This is a genomic window from Paenibacillus sp. FSL K6-2393 (genome assembly GCF_038002545.1).
GTDB lineage: Bacteria > Bacillota > Bacilli > Paenibacillales > Paenibacillaceae > Paenibacillus.
Genome location: NZ_JBBOCU010000001.1, coordinates 5,707,333 through 5,724,315 on the forward strand (window position 1 = coordinate 5,707,333; position 16,983 = coordinate 5,724,315).

16 protein-coding genes are annotated in these 16,983 nt (G+C 47.7%); 4 read left to right on the forward strand and 12 right to left on the reverse strand.

All coding sequences use genetic code 11. The features are described from left to right. The first annotated feature begins 31 nt into the window (after nucleotides 1–31). On the forward strand, nucleotides 32–1,387 hold the full coding sequence (locus MHI14_RS25415) for a helix-turn-helix transcriptional regulator (RefSeq protein WP_133386625.1): 1,356 nt from the start codon (nucleotides 32–34) through the stop codon (nucleotides 1,385–1,387). Next, nucleotides 1,335–2,219, forward strand: coding sequence for a WYL domain-containing protein (locus MHI14_RS25420; protein ID WP_133386624.1), 885 nt, complete (start codon nucleotides 1,335–1,337; stop codon nucleotides 2,217–2,219). The genes MHI14_RS25415 and MHI14_RS25420 overlap by 53 nt, the downstream gene beginning before the upstream one ends. 120 nt (nucleotides 2,220–2,339) lie before the next feature. Here MHI14_RS25420 and MHI14_RS25425 read toward each other — a convergent pair whose 3' ends face one another. From MHI14_RS25425 to MHI14_RS25450, 6 genes are all read right to left on the reverse strand, one after another. Then, complete coding sequence (locus tag MHI14_RS25425) at nucleotides 2,340–2,843, reverse strand: hypothetical protein (RefSeq protein WP_091034173.1); 504 nt, start codon at nucleotides 2,841–2,843, stop codon at nucleotides 2,340–2,342. A 179-nt stretch (nucleotides 2,844–3,022) separates the two neighbouring features. Further along, nucleotides 3,023–3,763, reverse strand: a complete 741-nt coding sequence (locus MHI14_RS25430) for a hypothetical protein (RefSeq protein ID WP_133386623.1) — start codon at nucleotides 3,761–3,763, stop codon at nucleotides 3,023–3,025. Continuing rightward, on the reverse strand, nucleotides 3,760–4,458 hold the full coding sequence (locus MHI14_RS25435) for an ABC transporter ATP-binding protein (protein WP_091034178.1): 699 nt from the start codon (nucleotides 4,456–4,458) through the stop codon (nucleotides 3,760–3,762). Before MHI14_RS25435 ends, MHI14_RS25430 begins: the two co-directional genes overlap by 4 nt. Continuing rightward, nucleotides 4,451–4,837: a GntR family transcriptional regulator gene (locus MHI14_RS25440; protein ID WP_036606428.1), complete on the reverse strand. Its 387-nt coding sequence runs from the start codon at nucleotides 4,835–4,837 to the stop codon at nucleotides 4,451–4,453. The genes MHI14_RS25435 and MHI14_RS25440 overlap by 8 nt, the downstream gene beginning before the upstream one ends. Nucleotides 4,838–5,061: 224 nt before the next feature. Then, nucleotides 5,062–5,928 (reverse strand): aldo/keto reductase, encoded by an 867-nt coding sequence (locus MHI14_RS25445; protein WP_091034181.1) that lies wholly within the window; start codon nucleotides 5,926–5,928, stop codon nucleotides 5,062–5,064. Nucleotides 5,929–5,967: 39 nt separating this feature from the next. Beyond that, nucleotides 5,968–6,525, reverse strand: a complete 558-nt coding sequence (locus MHI14_RS25450; RefSeq protein WP_341131501.1) for an STM3941 family protein — start codon at nucleotides 6,523–6,525, stop codon at nucleotides 5,968–5,970. Between the two features lie 522 nt (nucleotides 6,526–7,047). On the opposite strand from MHI14_RS25450, the gene MHI14_RS25455 reads away from it, so the two are divergent. Continuing rightward, on the forward strand, nucleotides 7,048–9,057 hold the full coding sequence (locus tag MHI14_RS25455; RefSeq protein WP_341131502.1) for a S9 family peptidase: 2,010 nt from the start codon (nucleotides 7,048–7,050) through the stop codon (nucleotides 9,055–9,057). A 130-nt stretch (nucleotides 9,058–9,187) separates the two neighbouring features. On the opposite strand, the gene MHI14_RS25460 is transcribed toward MHI14_RS25455, so the two are convergent. After that, nucleotides 9,188–9,877 (reverse strand): stalk domain-containing protein, encoded by a 690-nt coding sequence (locus MHI14_RS25460; RefSeq protein WP_341131503.1) that lies wholly within the window; start codon nucleotides 9,875–9,877, stop codon nucleotides 9,188–9,190. A 411-nt stretch (nucleotides 9,878–10,288) separates the two neighbouring features. Between MHI14_RS25460 and MHI14_RS25465 the strand changes: the two genes are divergently transcribed. Next, nucleotides 10,289–11,482 carry a MalY/PatB family protein gene (locus tag MHI14_RS25465; protein ID WP_341131504.1) on the forward strand — a complete coding sequence of 398 codons (1,194 nt, stop codon included), beginning with the start codon at nucleotides 10,289–10,291 and terminating at the stop codon, nucleotides 11,480–11,482. Nucleotides 11,483–11,667: 185 nt separating this feature from the next. Here MHI14_RS25465 and MHI14_RS25470 read toward each other — a convergent pair whose 3' ends face one another. The 5 genes from MHI14_RS25470 to MHI14_RS25490 are packed head-to-tail and all read right to left on the reverse strand — an operon-like array spanning nucleotide 11,668 to nucleotide 16,934. Beyond that, nucleotides 11,668–12,279 (reverse strand): ABC transporter ATP-binding protein, encoded by a 612-nt coding sequence (locus tag MHI14_RS25470; RefSeq protein WP_341131505.1) that lies wholly within the window; start codon nucleotides 12,277–12,279, stop codon nucleotides 11,668–11,670. Then, nucleotides 12,269–13,225 (reverse strand): ABC transporter ATP-binding protein, encoded by a 957-nt coding sequence (locus MHI14_RS25475; protein ID WP_249911638.1) that lies wholly within the window; start codon nucleotides 13,223–13,225, stop codon nucleotides 12,269–12,271. The genes MHI14_RS25470 and MHI14_RS25475 overlap by 11 nt, the downstream gene beginning before the upstream one ends. Before the next feature lie 2 nt (nucleotides 13,226–13,227). Beyond that, nucleotides 13,228–14,235 (reverse strand): ABC transporter permease, encoded by a 1,008-nt coding sequence (locus tag MHI14_RS25480; RefSeq protein ID WP_341131506.1) that lies wholly within the window; start codon nucleotides 14,233–14,235, stop codon nucleotides 13,228–13,230. Continuing rightward, nucleotides 14,232–15,227: an ABC transporter permease gene (locus MHI14_RS25485; protein ID WP_341131507.1), complete on the reverse strand. Its 996-nt coding sequence runs from the start codon at nucleotides 15,225–15,227 to the stop codon at nucleotides 14,232–14,234. Before MHI14_RS25485 ends, MHI14_RS25480 begins: the two co-directional genes overlap by 4 nt. Before the next feature lie 42 nt (nucleotides 15,228–15,269). Continuing rightward, complete coding sequence (locus tag MHI14_RS25490) at nucleotides 15,270–16,934, reverse strand: ABC transporter substrate-binding protein (protein WP_341131508.1); 1,665 nt, start codon at nucleotides 16,932–16,934, stop codon at nucleotides 15,270–15,272. Nucleotides 16,935–16,983 lie beyond the last annotated feature (49 nt).

The following is a 16,983-nucleotide window of genomic DNA, read 5'->3' on the forward strand; positions in this document are numbered from 1 at the left end:
ACAATGAAGGGATAACAAGGAGTGAATGTGCATGGCAAGAGAGAGTTTTGACAAAGAAATTCAGTTCTTACGCATGTTATCCCTGACAAGTGGTGCATATACCCGCAAACAGTATGCCGAGCGGCTTGGCATATCCGTACATACCTTTGATAAAACCAATCGCAGGTTAAAAGAAATCATGCAGAGCGTCACTGACCAGCATTCAGGTGCCGAAGCAAGCCTTGAAATGGCTGATCTCGTCCGCTTCCAGTACGGAGAATCCGCGGAACCTATGCTGCTCTTCCTCTTCCGCGCCAAGTCGATGAAAGAGACTGAAGTTCAGCGTCTTTCCGTCCTTTTGCATACCCTACAAGATACAGCACTAACCGCGATGGAACTGCTGGACGCCTGCTGTGCTGATCTGCCGGAAGATCTGGCGTTACCTGACGAGAAAACCATTCGTTCCGATCTAAAATATCTGGAAGAGGTTGGGGTTATTCGAAAAGAGCCGGGTGGCAGACCGTATCGATATGCTTTACAACAAGATGTCCTTACCGAATTAACCGTGGAGGAACAGCTGGAGTTGTATGATTTTGTGGATATGATGGCGAATACCCAAGTTCCTTCCGTACAGGGGTACTTATTGCGGGACAGTTTGAAGAAAGCCATTACGGTAAGTTTTCCGCAAGAAGAAGCTACCGAACCCTATATCTATAAGTATCACTATTATTCTCGTATCCTGGACGAAGCTCATCTCTACACGCTGCTTAGTGCGATTCGTCAGCGCAAACGTGTGCAGTTCCTATACTATTCACCGAAAAAACCATCCAGCTACAGTTCACAGAATACGAATCCACGCTTTGAACGTGAAGCAGGTGGTCGCTCCAACCGGATCGTACCCCTTGAAGTGGTCTATGACCATCAGTATGGTCGTTGGTATGTAATTGGATATCAGGGCCGCCGTGGCTTTGTGAAATTCCGCATGGAAGGCATAACCCAATTGGAGGAACAAGATTCAGTAGAAGAGGAATACATGCTTGAACTGAAGCAACAGTGGACCGACATTAGTCGCTACAGTTGGCTCGTGGATACGGGGAATACCGTGACGGTTCAAGCACGCTTTTTCCACCCGGAGCGTGGTCAGCGCAACTTCATTCTGGATCGGGTTCGTCTGCAAGGTCAATGGGGCAAGATTATACCCGAAACGGACCATACCTTTCTCTACGAAATCCAGGTCAACGGTACCACTGAGATCAAACCGTGGTTACGGAGTTTTGGCTCAAGCTGCGAAATAATCGCACCTCAGAGACTACGCCAGGAGATGATCAAGGAATGGAAGGAGATTGCGGAATATTATGAACCTGTTCGAGAAGATGTTCAACTATCAGATGATGACGCGATTGAATGAAACCGGACTATTCACCTGGACCTCACAGGAACGGGCCTGGCTTCGCATGATGCTGAATCATCCTGCTGCGAGAGAAGCACTGAGCGCTGTAACATTGGATAAAATGTACAACATGCTGAATGGTGAGCAGGACCTGAACCTTCAAGATTACCTGACCGAAAAAGCCAAAAGCGAAGAAAACAGTGTCTCTCACCCACTACTTCGACAGTTAAGGCTAATCATACTGCATCATCAGGGATTTCGAATGACAGGCCGCGTCCGCAATGGACGCACAAGCCATGATGAATTTGGTTTTCCGTATAAACTGGAGTATTCCATGGTCAAAAAAGAATGGTATGTGCTCTGGTACGCGCCTCGCTTCGACAAGCTCATGTCCACCAAGCTGCACAGCATCGTTACCGTGGAAGCCCAACCCGTTGAGCCGGATACCGCTTCTGGTTACACTGCCCGAATTGCTGCGATAACAGAGAAGCGTAAAACGACCATCACCATCGAGGTACTGCCCGAGTTCAATCAGGAACTGTCCCGAATCCTCTATGCCTTCTCCTGCTTTGAGAAACAGGTCGAGTACCTGGAAGCCGAGCAGACATATCGGATCGAGCTGACCGTTCCGCGCAATGAGATGGATTACGTCTTATCCAAAATGCGTTTTCTCGGCAAACGGGTTCGAATCGCTGACCACACAGTGCTGCGGGAGCGAATGTCCGAAACAGCTGCCAAGGCATTGGCCCGTTATGCGGAAAAAGATCCTGATATGCATCCCAAACACTCCAATGAAGTTCAGCACCGCCAACGTGAGGAAGGCTCCCTTGCGAAAGCCGATGGTCATTGATTTGGTCCCATACACGAAAAAAAGGTCTGGATAATCTCATCCAAACCTTTTTTTGCTATACCTGTTTGTTCGTGAAAATATAATAAAACTAGCAGCGGAAAGCAACTCTACTTGTTCCACTTACGTTGCTCCACCACTGCTGGCAGCCGAGTTCCGTCTTTTGTTAATCGCGTGCACGCCCATGACCACTGCAATTAATTCATACGTGTCCAGTTGTTCCGACTGGTTATCTAATACAAATGCCCCTGAACTAAACCAGCCACTGGTGCGACGGAAACTGGCCACGATGCGGCCACCACTGCCACTTATATCATATTCCTGCGAAAATGCTGGAGCAGACACATCATACGTACCGCGTGATCCTGCGTCATATTCATACTTTTTACTAAAAAAACTGAATCTCGCCCGCAACACACCCAGATGTCTCCCATCTGCTGCAGTGATGTCCCAACGATTCGTTAACATGCGAAATTTGCCGCTGCAGACCAATCCCGAGTTATCTGATACATCGAGCGAAGAACCAAAGACACTTTTCAAATCCAGATGCCCTGCCTGTTCCTGATTTGGATTCATAATCTCGGTGTAACCCGCGTTAAAAAAGTTATCCCGGAAGTATAGTTCCATAACGCTTCCTCCTTTCGCTTACATATCCTTTTGTTCTCTTTAACCTAATCTCGCATCGAGCACACAATATATCTATATATACGTATAATTAATGGTAGTGGATTCAAAAAGTGGATTATTACTGGATGTAAAAAACGAGCAACCTTGGTTGCTCGCATCATGTTCAAGTTATCCTGTCATCAGACTTCAACTTTTTTGTTGTTCAGATAAATGGTAGCCCACACCAAGATGACCGCCACAATGACTTCAAATACAATGCTTCCCCACATGCCGTCCGACCATAATACACCATTGGCTGTGATTGCAATACCTGTACTTTCTTCCGTATACCGGAACATCTCATTTGGACTGAAGCGTCCAGTCGTAATAATATTCTCCAACCAGCCAATCAGATTAACGAGGACAAAGAATGCAACGATTCCGATCCATGGTCCTGTTCTCCAGCGGAAGCTGCCTGCAATCGAGATCGAAAGGAAGATAATGACGGTCATGAATACCATAACCCATGCGCTAAACAGCAACAAACTAATATAATCCGAAACATGCAGACCCGAAAGATCAATATTGCTAGCCATGTTCATTCTGAGCTTCATTGAGATATAGATGTAGGCATGAGTCGTAAAAATAATGACTAACCCCAACCCGCAAAGTAGTCCAAAGATCAAAGGAGACAACACATGTGATAGGCCCGTTACGGGTAACAGACGGCGATTATAAGAGCGGATATTGGACGTGTATGTTTTAATCATTTTCACATAAATAGCCACACCAACTCCAACATAACCCATAATGCCAAGCACAATCCCTGTGACCTCAGACACGAAAAGGGAAAGCCCCACTTGGGCGATAATCAAAATAACTAGCCCAGCCAGCAGTGTATTCCAGTTCCTTCTAAAGTCATACTTCAATAATGTCATCATTCCGCATAGACCTCCTTGAACATCTCATCCACACTTTTCCCATATTTCAGACGGAGCGTTTCTACTTCTTCCCGCATCACCAGCTCGCCCTCGCGAATAAAGACAACTTCATCAAAAATCCGTTCGATATCATTCACAAGATGCGTGGAGATGATCAGACTGCTGTCTTCATCATAGAACTTGACGATCGCATCCAGAATCTTGCCTCGCGCAACCGGATCTACTCCCCCAATCGGTTCATCCAGCAAATACAGACGAGCCTTACGAGAAAGTGCCAGTGTTAGTTGTAGTCGTTCATTCATACCTTTCGACAGATGCCGTACCCGGTCACTCTCGACAAGGTTCATGAAGTCCAGCATCTCCCGCGCCTTCTCCTCATCAAAATCAGCATAGAAATCGCGATAGTACGCAATTGCATCCCGCACTCTCATCCACTTTTCGGTTAATGGACGATCCGGCATAAATGAAACCAGTGACTTCGTCTCCAGCCCAACGGGCTTACCTGTGACTTGAATCGTTCCACTGCTAGGATGCAGCAAACCTGCAACCAGCTTCATGAGCGTACTTTTGCCACTGCCGTTGCTACCCAGCAGACCTACGATTCGGCCAGGAGCAATATCCAATGTGATATTACTGAGCGCTTTCTTATTGCCATATGTCTTATTGATCTGGTTCAGTTCAAGGATGTTACTCATGTGTTGTTCCTCCCTTTCCTTCCGCAACGGCATCGGCTACGATGGATAAGATATCCTGCTCTTCGATCCCCAGTTCCTGCATTCCGGTCAGAAAGCGTTCCAATAATTCACCGGCCATCTCTTTTTTGATCGTCATAATCTTCCGCTCCTCACTGGTCACATATCTGCCCAAGCCCCGTTTGGTTTCGACCACTTCTTCCCGCTCAAGCTCCTGAAATGTCCGTTGTACTGTATTGGGATTGATCTGTAATTCAGCCGCCAGTTCACGAACCGAAGGAATTTTGTCACCTGCCTGAAGTGTCCCGGTTACAATCTGTCTTTTGATATACTGCATGATCTGCAGATAGATTGGTAAATTGTTATCAAATTCTATAGTCACAAAGCTCTCGCTCCTCTCTGTACTGGTGTGTTAGTTACATAGTACACTAGTGAAATAGTGTTGTAAAGCCCATTTGTTATAAATATATAATCGCTCAGTTGATGAGCAAGCTTTGGTTATCGAAATACATACAAAAAAAGAGCAGATCGTGAAGATCTGCTCTGCATAACTCATTAATCGTATTGTCATCTCATTCATATGCTTATCCGATAAAGTAGAACCAGCTACACGATATCTAAAGGTACCTTACCTTTAGGCGCAGGGAATGCCTCATCCAAACGGGTGAGTTCCTCTGGTGTCAAAACGATATTCACTGCTGCTGCATTGTCTGCCACATGATTCAGCTGTACCGCCTTGGGAATCGCCATCACATCTCCGTCCCTGATCACCCAGGCTAATGCGATCTGCGAAGTTGTAACTCCTCGATCCTGCGCAATCTTCTGAATGACTGGATGCTCCAACAATTCACTGCGAAGTCTGCCCCCCTGAGCCAGTGGACAATACGCCATTACAGGAACGCTACGTTCCCGCATCCACGGGAGCAAATCATGTTCAATACCACGCGAAACTGCATGGTAAAGCACCTGATTCACCATGCACTGAGAACCCTCTGGCAAACACCATAATTCCTGCATATCCCTTGTATCCAAGTTTGAGACACCCCAACGCAGGATTTTACCGGATTGCTTCAATTGTTCCAAGGCCTGGACAGTCTCTTCGAGCGGTATTCCTCCGCGCCAATGAAGCAAATACAGATCCAAGCGATCTGTACCAAGACGCGTCAGACTACGCTCACAGGCTGTAATCATCTGCTTGCGATCTGCGTGATGGGGATATACTTTGGATACGAGAAAAACGTCATCACGCAGGCCTGAGATGGCCTTTCCCGTAACGACTTCTGCCCCACCTTCTGCATACATCTCCGCCGTATCAATCACGGTCATTCCCAGTTCAATACCGGAACGTAGTGCCCGTACTTCTTCTTCCTGGCTGGATTGCTTCTCTCCCATGTACCATGTGCCTTGTCCTATCGCAGGCAGGGCAGTTCCATCTGGAAGCAGAACCGTGCGTGTCTGATCAGCATGCAACATCTATATTCCTCCATTCTGAAGACTCGATGGATATTGACTCTAACGACGATTATACGAACCATAAATCATGTTATCACTCACATGTCTCCAGTGGCTCATCATCATGATATACAACTGATCCAGTGGCATTGTGAGGCTACTTTGGGCAACGCTGATGGTCGCATCGACCATATTGCTGTTGACCGTCATCAATTTGCGTTTCATCCCGTTCTGGCGATCCAGAAAGGCTTTTTCGTCCCGCAATTTGACCCCAATCATTTTCTGTCCCATCAATTCATACATAAAAATATTCTCAACGTCTCTCCAGGCCACTGCCCCTCCTGCGGTATAAGAAGATGCATCCACAAACCCATCCTCATCGATCACAAAAGAAGGTTCCTTCTTAATCATCTTTACCAAACTGTAGCAGAAACATAGCCCAAAAAACAAAATGGATAGAAGTCCAATCACATCCGAGAGGATGGAATCATTCGTAACTGAAGAACGATCAAAAATCAAAAAAAATCCGGCTGCCACAAAAAGTGCTGCCCCTGCCGTAAGCCACGCCATTCGTTTCCGGTTTGGATATTCTACATGCTGTTCATAGGATGTGCTCAACGTGACGTTCCTCCTTCATTACGACTGAATCATACAAGTTCTATATAAACGAATGGTTATGAACCAAATACCTGAATGTTGAACAGGAATTGCATTGTACATTAAACCAAATTCACCAATGTTAAACATTGAATTAAGACTATTTTTCATCATTTCTGCGCTTATTCAACATTAGGATTCGTCATCCTTCGAGCAAATCCTTTTAACACACCTATATGAATTGAACAAAGAATGTTTGCACTGACCACTCCGATGACAGAACAACCTTCCGATCGCTGTTATCCCCAGATTTTTCGATTCCACTTTTTCAAAGTGAAAATCCGGGGATAAAGGCGAACGCTCCGCTTCTTCAGGTTATTTCTGTCCTCTACGTTACGTGCAAAAATTTAATTCAATTAATATACATTGTTAAATGTCTTACCCTCCTTCATTACACTTATTGTCCTGTCCCTAGCTTTCCGTTAATATAAATGGAAAGGTTAGGAAATTAGCCAATTCTAATTCATGGTGGGAGGACAAACAATGATGAGTCAGCGCGGCATAACATCGGAAGATCTTTATCAGATTACATGGGTTAATGATCCAACTCCGTCCCCTCAAGGCGGACAACTGGTATATGTAAGCCGGAAAACGAATGAAGCACGTGACGGTTATTGTTCTCACCTAAGGCTGCTTCATCTGGGGAGTCAAAAGGACAGGCCCTTTACATCTGGTGAGAAGGATCATTCCCCTGCCTGGTCGCCCGATGGGTCTCAGCTTGCCTTTTTAAGAGAGGTTGATGGGAAATCTCAAGTGTGGATTATCGCATCAGATGGCGGAGAAGCCCAGCAAATCAGTCACCTGAAACATGGCGTCAGTTCCCTGCTCTGGTCACCGGATGGTCATACTTTACTTGTGAAATCATCCGTGGATATGAGCGGAGATGAAGAATCAGAACATACAAATCCTATAGACGATAAACCCAAACTGCTGCAAGAACATGTCGTAGACCGAATTCGCATGAAATCAGATGCCAGTGGATTATGGAACGGTCGACGTTCCCACCTCTTCGCTCTCACACCGATCGATTTGGAAGCAATTCCTGTAACTACAGGTCATTATGACGTTGGTGACTATGCCTGGTCACCGGATGGAATATCCATCGCTTGGATTGCGCAGATGCCTGAAGAAGGCGAGGACCATAATGATTACACCCTGACTAATCATGTGTACTTTGCCAAGGCAGACGGATCGGATGTGCAGCAGTTAACCCCGGAAGGATATACGTTCAGCCGACTGGCCTTTGCACCGGATGGACAATCCATTGCACTGCTCGCCAGTGACCGTTCCTATGGAAATGCCACACTTGTGAAGCTGTACACCCTTAAAGTATCAGGTGGTGAACTCGTATGTCTGAGCACGGATTGGGACGTACAGCTGAATCACAGCATTGTTGGCGACATGCGATCAAATCTGACAACTACGGGGCCAGTATTCAGCAGGGATGGTTCTTCAATCTTCTGTCTGGCGACCATCCATGGTAGTGTACGCATCGCCAAATTCGCACGAGACGGCAGCAGTGCTGACTATATATTGCCTGACGAACGGGAGATTTATCAGTTTGCAGAGTTGGACAACGGGCGAATCGTTGCTGCTGTAGCCGATACACAAAATCCTGGTGATCTCTATATGTATGAACAACCGGAAGATCCCGGGGTAGAACCGATTCAACTCACCCGCAGCAATCCACAGCTTGAGGATGAGATCCACCTTAGTACACCGGAAACCTTCTGGTTTAATTCCTCAGATGGCCTGCGGCTGCAAGGATGGATCATGAAACCTCACGGCATGGTCGACGGGGTCAAAATCCCGACCATTCTGGAGATTCATGGCGGCCCGCACATGATGTATGGTTTTACATTTATGCACGAATTCCAGATTCTCGCCGCACAAGGCTACGCTGTTGTGTATATCAATCCACGCGGTGGCCTCGGATACGGGCAGCAGTTTGTAGACGCCTGTCGGGGAGATTATGGCGGTGGAGATTATCGCGATCTCATGGAGAGCGTGGATTATGCCCTATCCCAATATGAGTTTATCGATGAATCCAGATTGGGCGTAACCGGGGGCAGTTATGGTGGCTTCATGACCAACTGGATTGTTGGACACACGGACCGCTTTAAGGCCGCTGTTACCCAGCGTTCCATCTCCAACTGGCTATCGTTCTATGGTGTCAGTGACATTGGCTATTTCTTCACAGAAGATCAAATTGGTGGTAACGCGTGGGATGACACGGAAAAACTGTGGAAACATTCCCCGCTCGCTTATGTCGGCAACGTCAGTACTCCGCTGCTCATTTTGCATGGCGAACAGGATCTGCGGTGTCCGATTGAGCAGGCCGAGCAATTATACATTGCGTTGAAACGACGCAAACAGACCACTCGTCTTGTTCGTTTCCCAGGTGCCAACCACGAGTTGTCCCGTGGAGGTCATCCCCACTTAAGAGTACGTCGTCTGGAGCATATTGCCGGTTGGTTTAACGAGTACTTGTAACGGACTAATATTTAGAATATTAATTCAGAGTATAGAACCAGATATGGATTCAACCCTAAAAGCCGTCCAATGAAATCTGTTATGATTTCAACGGACGGCTTTTGCTGTTCACCTTTTATAGAAGGAAAGATTACTCTTCGCCCCACACTACGGTGATTTCATTCAGATCCTTGTTGGTTGCAGACACCGAACCTGTGATCGTTACGGCATATTTGCCATCTTCACGACCCACGATGCTGAAGTCGTCTGCCTGGATATCCTGAGTGTTCTGACTCAGATTTTTGGTCTGGTAGTAGTCTTTGTAGGATTTTCCAACGGTTAGCAACGTTTCTTTGGTTGTGTAGGTGAGAACAACTTTTTTGTTTCCATCCATTATGTTCTCAATGAGACTTGTTGCCTTCGCATCCTTAGGTAATGGGAAATCTGCTGGCAGATACTTGGACTTTACGCCTACCGCCTGTGTGTTTGTACCTGTTGAGGGCGATGTCGATTCGCTGTTGCCTGTGGATGTTGATCCACCAGAGGAGCTTGAAGAGCCGATGCTTACTTTATTGTTTTGGGAATCATACTTCACTTCGGTCTTCAACGCATCTGCAATCGAACGAACGGGGAGATATGTACTGCCTTGATATGTAATTGGCGCAAGTTTTTTGCCCTGGTCACCTGTCGGTGTAAATTTCTGTCCGTTCACTTCGATGGCGAGCCCATGGTTTAGATAAGCTTTGATCGTCTCCAGTTGTGTACCTGCATATACACCTGCCGATCCGGTTAACACCATGCCAAACACACCCGCAGCAATCAACCACTTTTTGCTTTTCATCCCTAAACGCCTCCTGAGTTCAAATGTCAGCCTTATGCATAATACGATTCAAGACGATCGCTCGATGTACGCGAAAGACTCATGTAGTTATGCTCATCATGTATGGGCACGAGCTTATTCGGATAACAGCCCGTTGTTCCACCAAATGTTAGCAATATAATAGCATCTGACAAGAGGTTGTAAATAATATATGAACAAAACAGGACCAAGGGCGTACAAAAATAGTCTTTGTCGTATTCCCGCTGTACTCTCGCTCGTTAAGTTGTTCTTATATGAATAAAGTCCTGAATTCCGGACCATACATATGAAGCTAATCATACACGCACAACAGTTGCGAAATTAACCAATGTATTAGATAATTATTTGTCGATTTGTGGTCGAAGGAACGGAACTCAAGGGGGATTAAATACGATGAATAACAATAACAGTACATTTGACCAGCCTATTAACCGGATCTCTACCGGATCAGAAAAATGGGATGCGCTTGAGGATATCTTCGGCGCTGCTGATGCGCTTCCGATGTGGGTGGCCGATATGGATTTTGCTGCTCCACCATCCGTCATTCAGGCCCTGCAAACACGGATGGAGCACGGGATTTTTGGTTATACAGTACGGACTGAAGCGTATCATGCAGCTGTTGCAGACTGGATGGAACGGCGCCACAACTGGAAAATTAACGATGACTGGATCGTATTCACTCCAGGTATTGTGCCCGCACTCAGCATTGCTGTACAACGATTCACTCAGCCGGGAGATGCAGTGGTCATCCAAACTCCGGTGTATGCGCCCTTCTATGAAGTAGTACGTGGTCAAGGTCGTGAACTGATCACCAATCCTTTAGTAGAGAATAACGGTCATTACACGATGGATCTGGAACAACTGGAATCCAGCTTGCAGACCGGTCGGGTCAAAATGCTGATTCTGTGCAGTCCTCATAATCCGGTTGGACGGGTATGGACTCGTGAGGAGCTTGAAGGACTTACGTCACTGTGTCTGCAATACAACGTACTGATGGTTTCAGATGAAATCCATGCCGATCTTGTTCATCAGCGCGGAACTCATACACCTCTGACCCTGATCTCGGACGCCGTCTCTGATCTAAGCATCATCTGTACAGCTCCAAGCAAAACGTTCAACATTCCTGGCCTCTGCACATCCAACATCATCATCCCCAATGCCAAGTTACGGGAATCGTTCGCGCAGGGTGTAAAAACGATGGGACTTGCCAATATCAGCACACTGGGGGCTGTTGCAACCGAAGCTGCATACAACGGAGCCGAGGAATGGCTGGATGAGTGCATTGCCTATATCCGTGGAAATATGGAATATGTACAGCAATATGTTGCGGAACATATGCCTCAGATTAAAATGCATCTGCCCGAAGCAACCTATCTGTTGTGGATGGATTTCCGGGAACTGAATATCCCACATGCACAACTATGCAACATGCTTCTTCATGAAGCAGGGCTGGCTTTCAATGACGGGAGTTTCTTTGGAACAGAGGGTACAGGGTTCATGCGTATTAATGTAGCCTGTCCACGTTCCACGGTTGAAGAGGCGATGCGCAGGTTATCTGCGTTGCTAAGCAATTTATCGGGCAAATAAGCTGTCAGTTACATCAATGTACGTTGCGAACAGAACGTGTACGGTTCGTTAAATGGCGAATATTTGTCAAAAGAGAAGAGGGGTGCCCCATACTCAAGTCCATGACTCACATTCATGGTCAATGACTTCACAAGGGGCACCCCTTTTGTATTCGATCATTTTATTTATTCAAAACATAATTAAAATTACAGTGAAATCGATATCGGCATCGGAGTAATTCTGTCGCACAGCCTGTCCAACAAATCCCGATCATGGCTTATGATCAATAGCCCCAGATTACGCTGGCGAGCCACTTCCATCACGGTATGCCAGATCTGTGCCTGAGTGATTGCATCCAGCATCGTTGTCATTTCATCTGCGATCACATAACGTGTCGATGTGCCAAGTGCTCGCGCCACACAGAATCGTTGCAGTTCTCCACCGGATAATTCACCCGGTCTGCGGTCCAGCCAATTCTGCTGAATACCCAAAGCTTCGAGCAGTTGTTCATCCTGCACAGCCGCCTCCTGAAGTACACGACGCATCCGCCAGCGTGGATTCACGGCTTTCTCCGGGTGCTGGAACACCAGCTGAACCGGACATACTCCTGTACGTGGGAGTGGTTTCCCATCCAAAAGGACTTGCCCTGCCACAGGTTCGGCATATCCTGCAAGAATGCGACCAAGGCTTGTTTTCCCACAGCCACTTGGTCCCCACAAGCCAACCACTTCTCCCTGTTGCACATGCATGTTCATCTGTTGGAACACCCACGAGTTCGGATCATAACGGTAACTCACATCCCGTGCTTCAAGTGACATGGAAACACCTCACTTCTCCGCCCCGTACCTTACGAAGCTCTGGACGTTCACCGATACATACAGCGGTTGCTGCACTACATCGGGGAGCAAATGAACATCCTGTCGTGATCTCTTGACCTGCCAACGGCTGAGAGCCCGGAAGTGGCTGAAATCCATTCTGTGGCAACGCATTCCAGAGTGCTTTTGTATATGGATGACGCAGACGTTCTCCATTCCCTTTAAAATCATCTACCTGCGCCGTCTCTACATTGGTCCCCGCGTAAAATACAGCGATGCGATCCGCTGCTGTCAGGGCAGTCGTGATATCATGAGTAATCCACAGAATGCCTACGCCTTCATTAGCAAGCTCGCGAAACTGCTTCATCGTCTCGGCCAGCACTTCGGGATGAATGCCTGGTGTCGGCTCATCTGCAATGATCAGCTTAGGCTGACCTGAGGTCGCTGTAGCCATCAACACCCGCCTTGCCATACCTCCGGACAACTCAAACGGGTATTTCCCGGCTGTTCCTTGAGGAAGATGATAACGATCCGTCAGCTCCTGCTCCGTCTTTGTCACATGGGATCGAGTCATCAATCTGCGCTTCCTTCCCGAATTTCGGGTTACAGGCTGAACTTGTCTCCCCACCTTCATCAACGGGTCCAAATAACTGACGGATTGTGGAATCAACATCAGCTCCTCACCACGCAGATGAAGCTGCCGCTCTGGAGTCAAAGGCTTGCCTTTATAGCTAATTCTACCTTCCAACCTGGCATTGGCAGGCAGGATGCCCATAATGGCCTGCGCCAGCACACTTTTACCCGATCCACTTGCACCTACAACAGCCACGATCTCACCCTCGTTTATGGAAAGATCCAGATTCTGAATGACATCAATCTGTTCGTGTCCAAACCAACCATTAGCACGCCGAAATGACACCGACACTCCCTCAATATCAAGCAGAGCCATATTTACCTCACCTCCCTTGAACTACCTGTTCCCGTCATTGTCTTCAGACTGTTGCCCAATACATCAAACGCACGAACAACCAGCAACAGTGCCAGTCCCGGGAAAAAGGCAAGCCACCACATGCCAGCAGATAAATATCTCATCGACTCTGATAAAATAATTCCAATTGCCGGTTGTTGCGGGGACAACCCCAGCCCCAGAAACGTAATGGCTGCCTCATGCAGAATCGCATGGGGAAAGATTAGCAGTACGCCCACGAACAGTTGCGGGACCAGATGTGGCAGCATATGCTGCACCGCAATTTGTAACCGCGATTGACCTAACTTATGTGAAATCTGAATGTATTCTGCGGATTTCAGTTGTATCATCTCCGCTCTTACAATCCGGGCCAGATTCGGCCAGTGAGTCAGCGCAATCGCTGCCGCCACTCCTGCCAAACCTCCACCAAATACAAAGGCCAGCATAACCAGCGATACCAGATGAGGTACACTCAGGAACAGGTCGATAATCCATGAGATCACCCGGTCAGCAGTCTTGCTTGAAGCGGCTGCCAAACCCAATAACATTGCGATCATTCCACCACCACATGCAGCAAGTAATCCCACTTGAATGCTGGTTGCCAATCCTTTTAACGTGCGCATGAACATATCTCTTCCGAGCCAGTCTGTGCCAAATGGATGCGCCCAGGTTGGAGCCAAATTCCGATCCATTAGTGAAGTCAGCGTAGAACCAGCCGGAAGCAGCCTGCCCGTCAACCACACAACGGCAATCCAGATCACCGCGAGGCTTCCCCAGATCACCGCTCTTTGACGAGGATTTCGGAAATGTTGATTGCTGGCAGCCGTATAATCTTTTCTCGTTTGGCGTGTTGTTCCTGTTCCTTTTCCAGTCTCAGCTTGTAGTAACCCCGGATTAATGCTGTACCTTGCCTCTTGAGTCGCAGTTTTCACTTTCTGTATTTTGGCTGTTTCTGTCGTCTGCTCAGAGGAGCGTTCTACCGTCTGCTTCATGACATCAGCTCCTCCTTCATCCGTGGATCGATCAAGCGATACAGAATGTCTGCAACCATATTACCTGTAAAAACAAAAATTGCACTGCACATCACAAGTCCAAGCAGCAGTGGAACATCACCGCGTAACCCAGCCTGAACCGTTGCCTGACCCAGCCCGGGATATGAAAATACCTGTTCTGCAAGCACAGCCCCACCGAACAGTTCACTGAACGAAGCAAACTGTAGCGTTATCGCTGGTAAAACAACATGTCTGAACCCATGTCGACGGAACAGCTGAAATCCACGCTCACCCCGCGCTCTTGCAAACAGAATATAATCTGACTCCAGCACATCCGTAAGCTTCTGCCGGGTATGCAAAGCGATGGAAGCTACACCGGTCAAACTGAGGGTCAACGCTGGCAGAATCATATGAATAGCCCGATCTCCCCAGGTCACCTGATCAGCCGACATGCCTGCGGGTACTCCAAGGCCAACCGGAAGCCATCCGAGCCACACCCCAAATACCATCAGCAGCAACAGCGCAATCCAGAATACCGGCGTGGAGGCCAGCGTATAACAATACCAGCAGATCAGGCGATCCAGCTTCGAATCCCGTCTCATGGCAGCAACTACACCAAGAGTGAAACCAATGATGCCGGATAACATCCAAGCTACAGCCATAAGTGCGACAGAATTCATGAACCGTTCCTGAATAATATCCGCTACAGGCTGTCTGTAGATCATCGAAGTTCCCAGATCTCCCTGAATCAGCGCTTGTCCCCAAGTCAGCAATCGTTCCATGGGAGATTCATTCAATCCCCAACGTTCTTCGATTAAACTGCGCTGTTCGGCACTTACCCTGATCATGTCTCCACCAATATAAGCTTCGATCGGGTCCACAGGAGAGAATTGCATTAATATAAAAGACAACACACTGACCCCAACCAACAGAGATACAAGTCGCAACAATTTAAAACCAACAAATCTGGCCCATCCATTCATGCCTGTCATCCAATCTCTCCCCAATTCAGGCTAAAGCTACTGCTAGGTTTCCTATTTCTTGTTCGTGCTGTTATCCCAGGACCATTCCTCAAGATTGGTTGTCACCGGCCAGCCGTGACCATGAGGATGGATCTGCTGCTCACCAATGTTCAGTCCATTCCTAACCAGATACAGATGATCTATATTTACGAGCCATGCCCATGGCGCATCCCCCTGATAACTGAAACCTGTTGTTCCATCCCATTCCGCTTTTTGCCAGAACGGCAATGCCTCTTCTTCACTGGTGGCCTGAAGGGCCTTCTCCATCCAAGAATCCACGACTGGATTACTGTACAGTCCTACATTGTAATATCCGTCTCCCTTGTGAGTACTGCTATAGAGGTTATACGTCTCCAATGGATCATGACTGCCCCAACCAAATAATACGGCATTGGAGTAGGCCATCTTTTTTGTCTCTTCACGGCTTTTGCCTTCAACATTGATCTTAATTCCCGCCTGGGCAACCATATCCGCAGTAGCTAACGCCAGGGATTGTCTTGTTAAATCACCTGCAAAATAAAGCAGACTGAACTCGGCCTTAACGCCGTTTTTCTCAACGATACCATCCCCATCTGCATCCACCCAGCCACCAGTCGCCAGAATGCGCTTTGCTTCTTCGAGATTGGCATCCGTAAATACAGCTTCTGCGTTGCTCCAAGGCAGATCATCACTGACGGAATAAGCTGGACGACCGTACCCTTCCAGTACACCCTCAACCAAAGCTTTACGATCAATCACAACGTTCACCGCTTGGCGAATCGCCAGATCGGATGTCACATCATTCCCTGCGGGAAGACCATCGCCCGACTTGGCACCAGCAGGCTGCATGGGGAACATGATGCCCCGGTTATCTACGGTTTTCACGGCCTCTAAGCTCATGCCATTCACCTGTTGTTTGCTAAACGCTGCCGGGATAGCAGCGATATCCACCGTACCTGCCTGTGCAGCGGCGTAGGCTGCATCTTCATCCAGATAGAGGAAGGTGAGTTTGTGGAATGCAGACTTGTTACCGTAATATTCTTCATTGGCTTCCACGATGGCCTGTTGTCCTTTGTCCCACTGAACCAGCTTGTACGGTCCCGAACCGACCGGATGTTCCCCATAATCGGCACCATAGGCATGTTCAGGCACAATACCAAGTGTCGTCAGCAGACTGATGAATGTAGACTGCGGCGACTTCAGTGTAAATACGACCATACTATCATCAGGTGCCTTCACATCAGCCATATTCGTCAAATCAATCACAGACCCACTCTGAGCAGCCGTATCAAACGTAAATTTCACATCCTCAGCCGTTAGAGGCTCCCCATCCGAAAATTTCACATCATCCCGAAGTGTAACCGTCCAGGTCAGCCCATCTTCACTAACGGAGTATGCCGTAGCCAGATCGTTAACCAGTTGTAGATTGGCATCCCGCTTCAGCAAGGTACTCTGAAAAAGTGGTGACCCATATTGCCCCCATCCGGTTGTCGGATCAAACCCGCCTTCCGGCTCGGTGCCAACGGCTAACACCAATTCGTCTTTGGTTGAGGTTGTTCCTGACTGTCCATTCTCTGCTGATGAAACTGTTGGCGCAGCCCCCTGTGCACAACCCGATAAACCAATGGAACATACAAGCAGGATCCCTAATCCTGTTCTAACTTTTCGTTTTCCCCATCTCCATGAAAATCTGCCCATTCTGGTCGTTCCCCCTCTGAAAATGTGCTGCACTCCCTTTTTTCGTGTT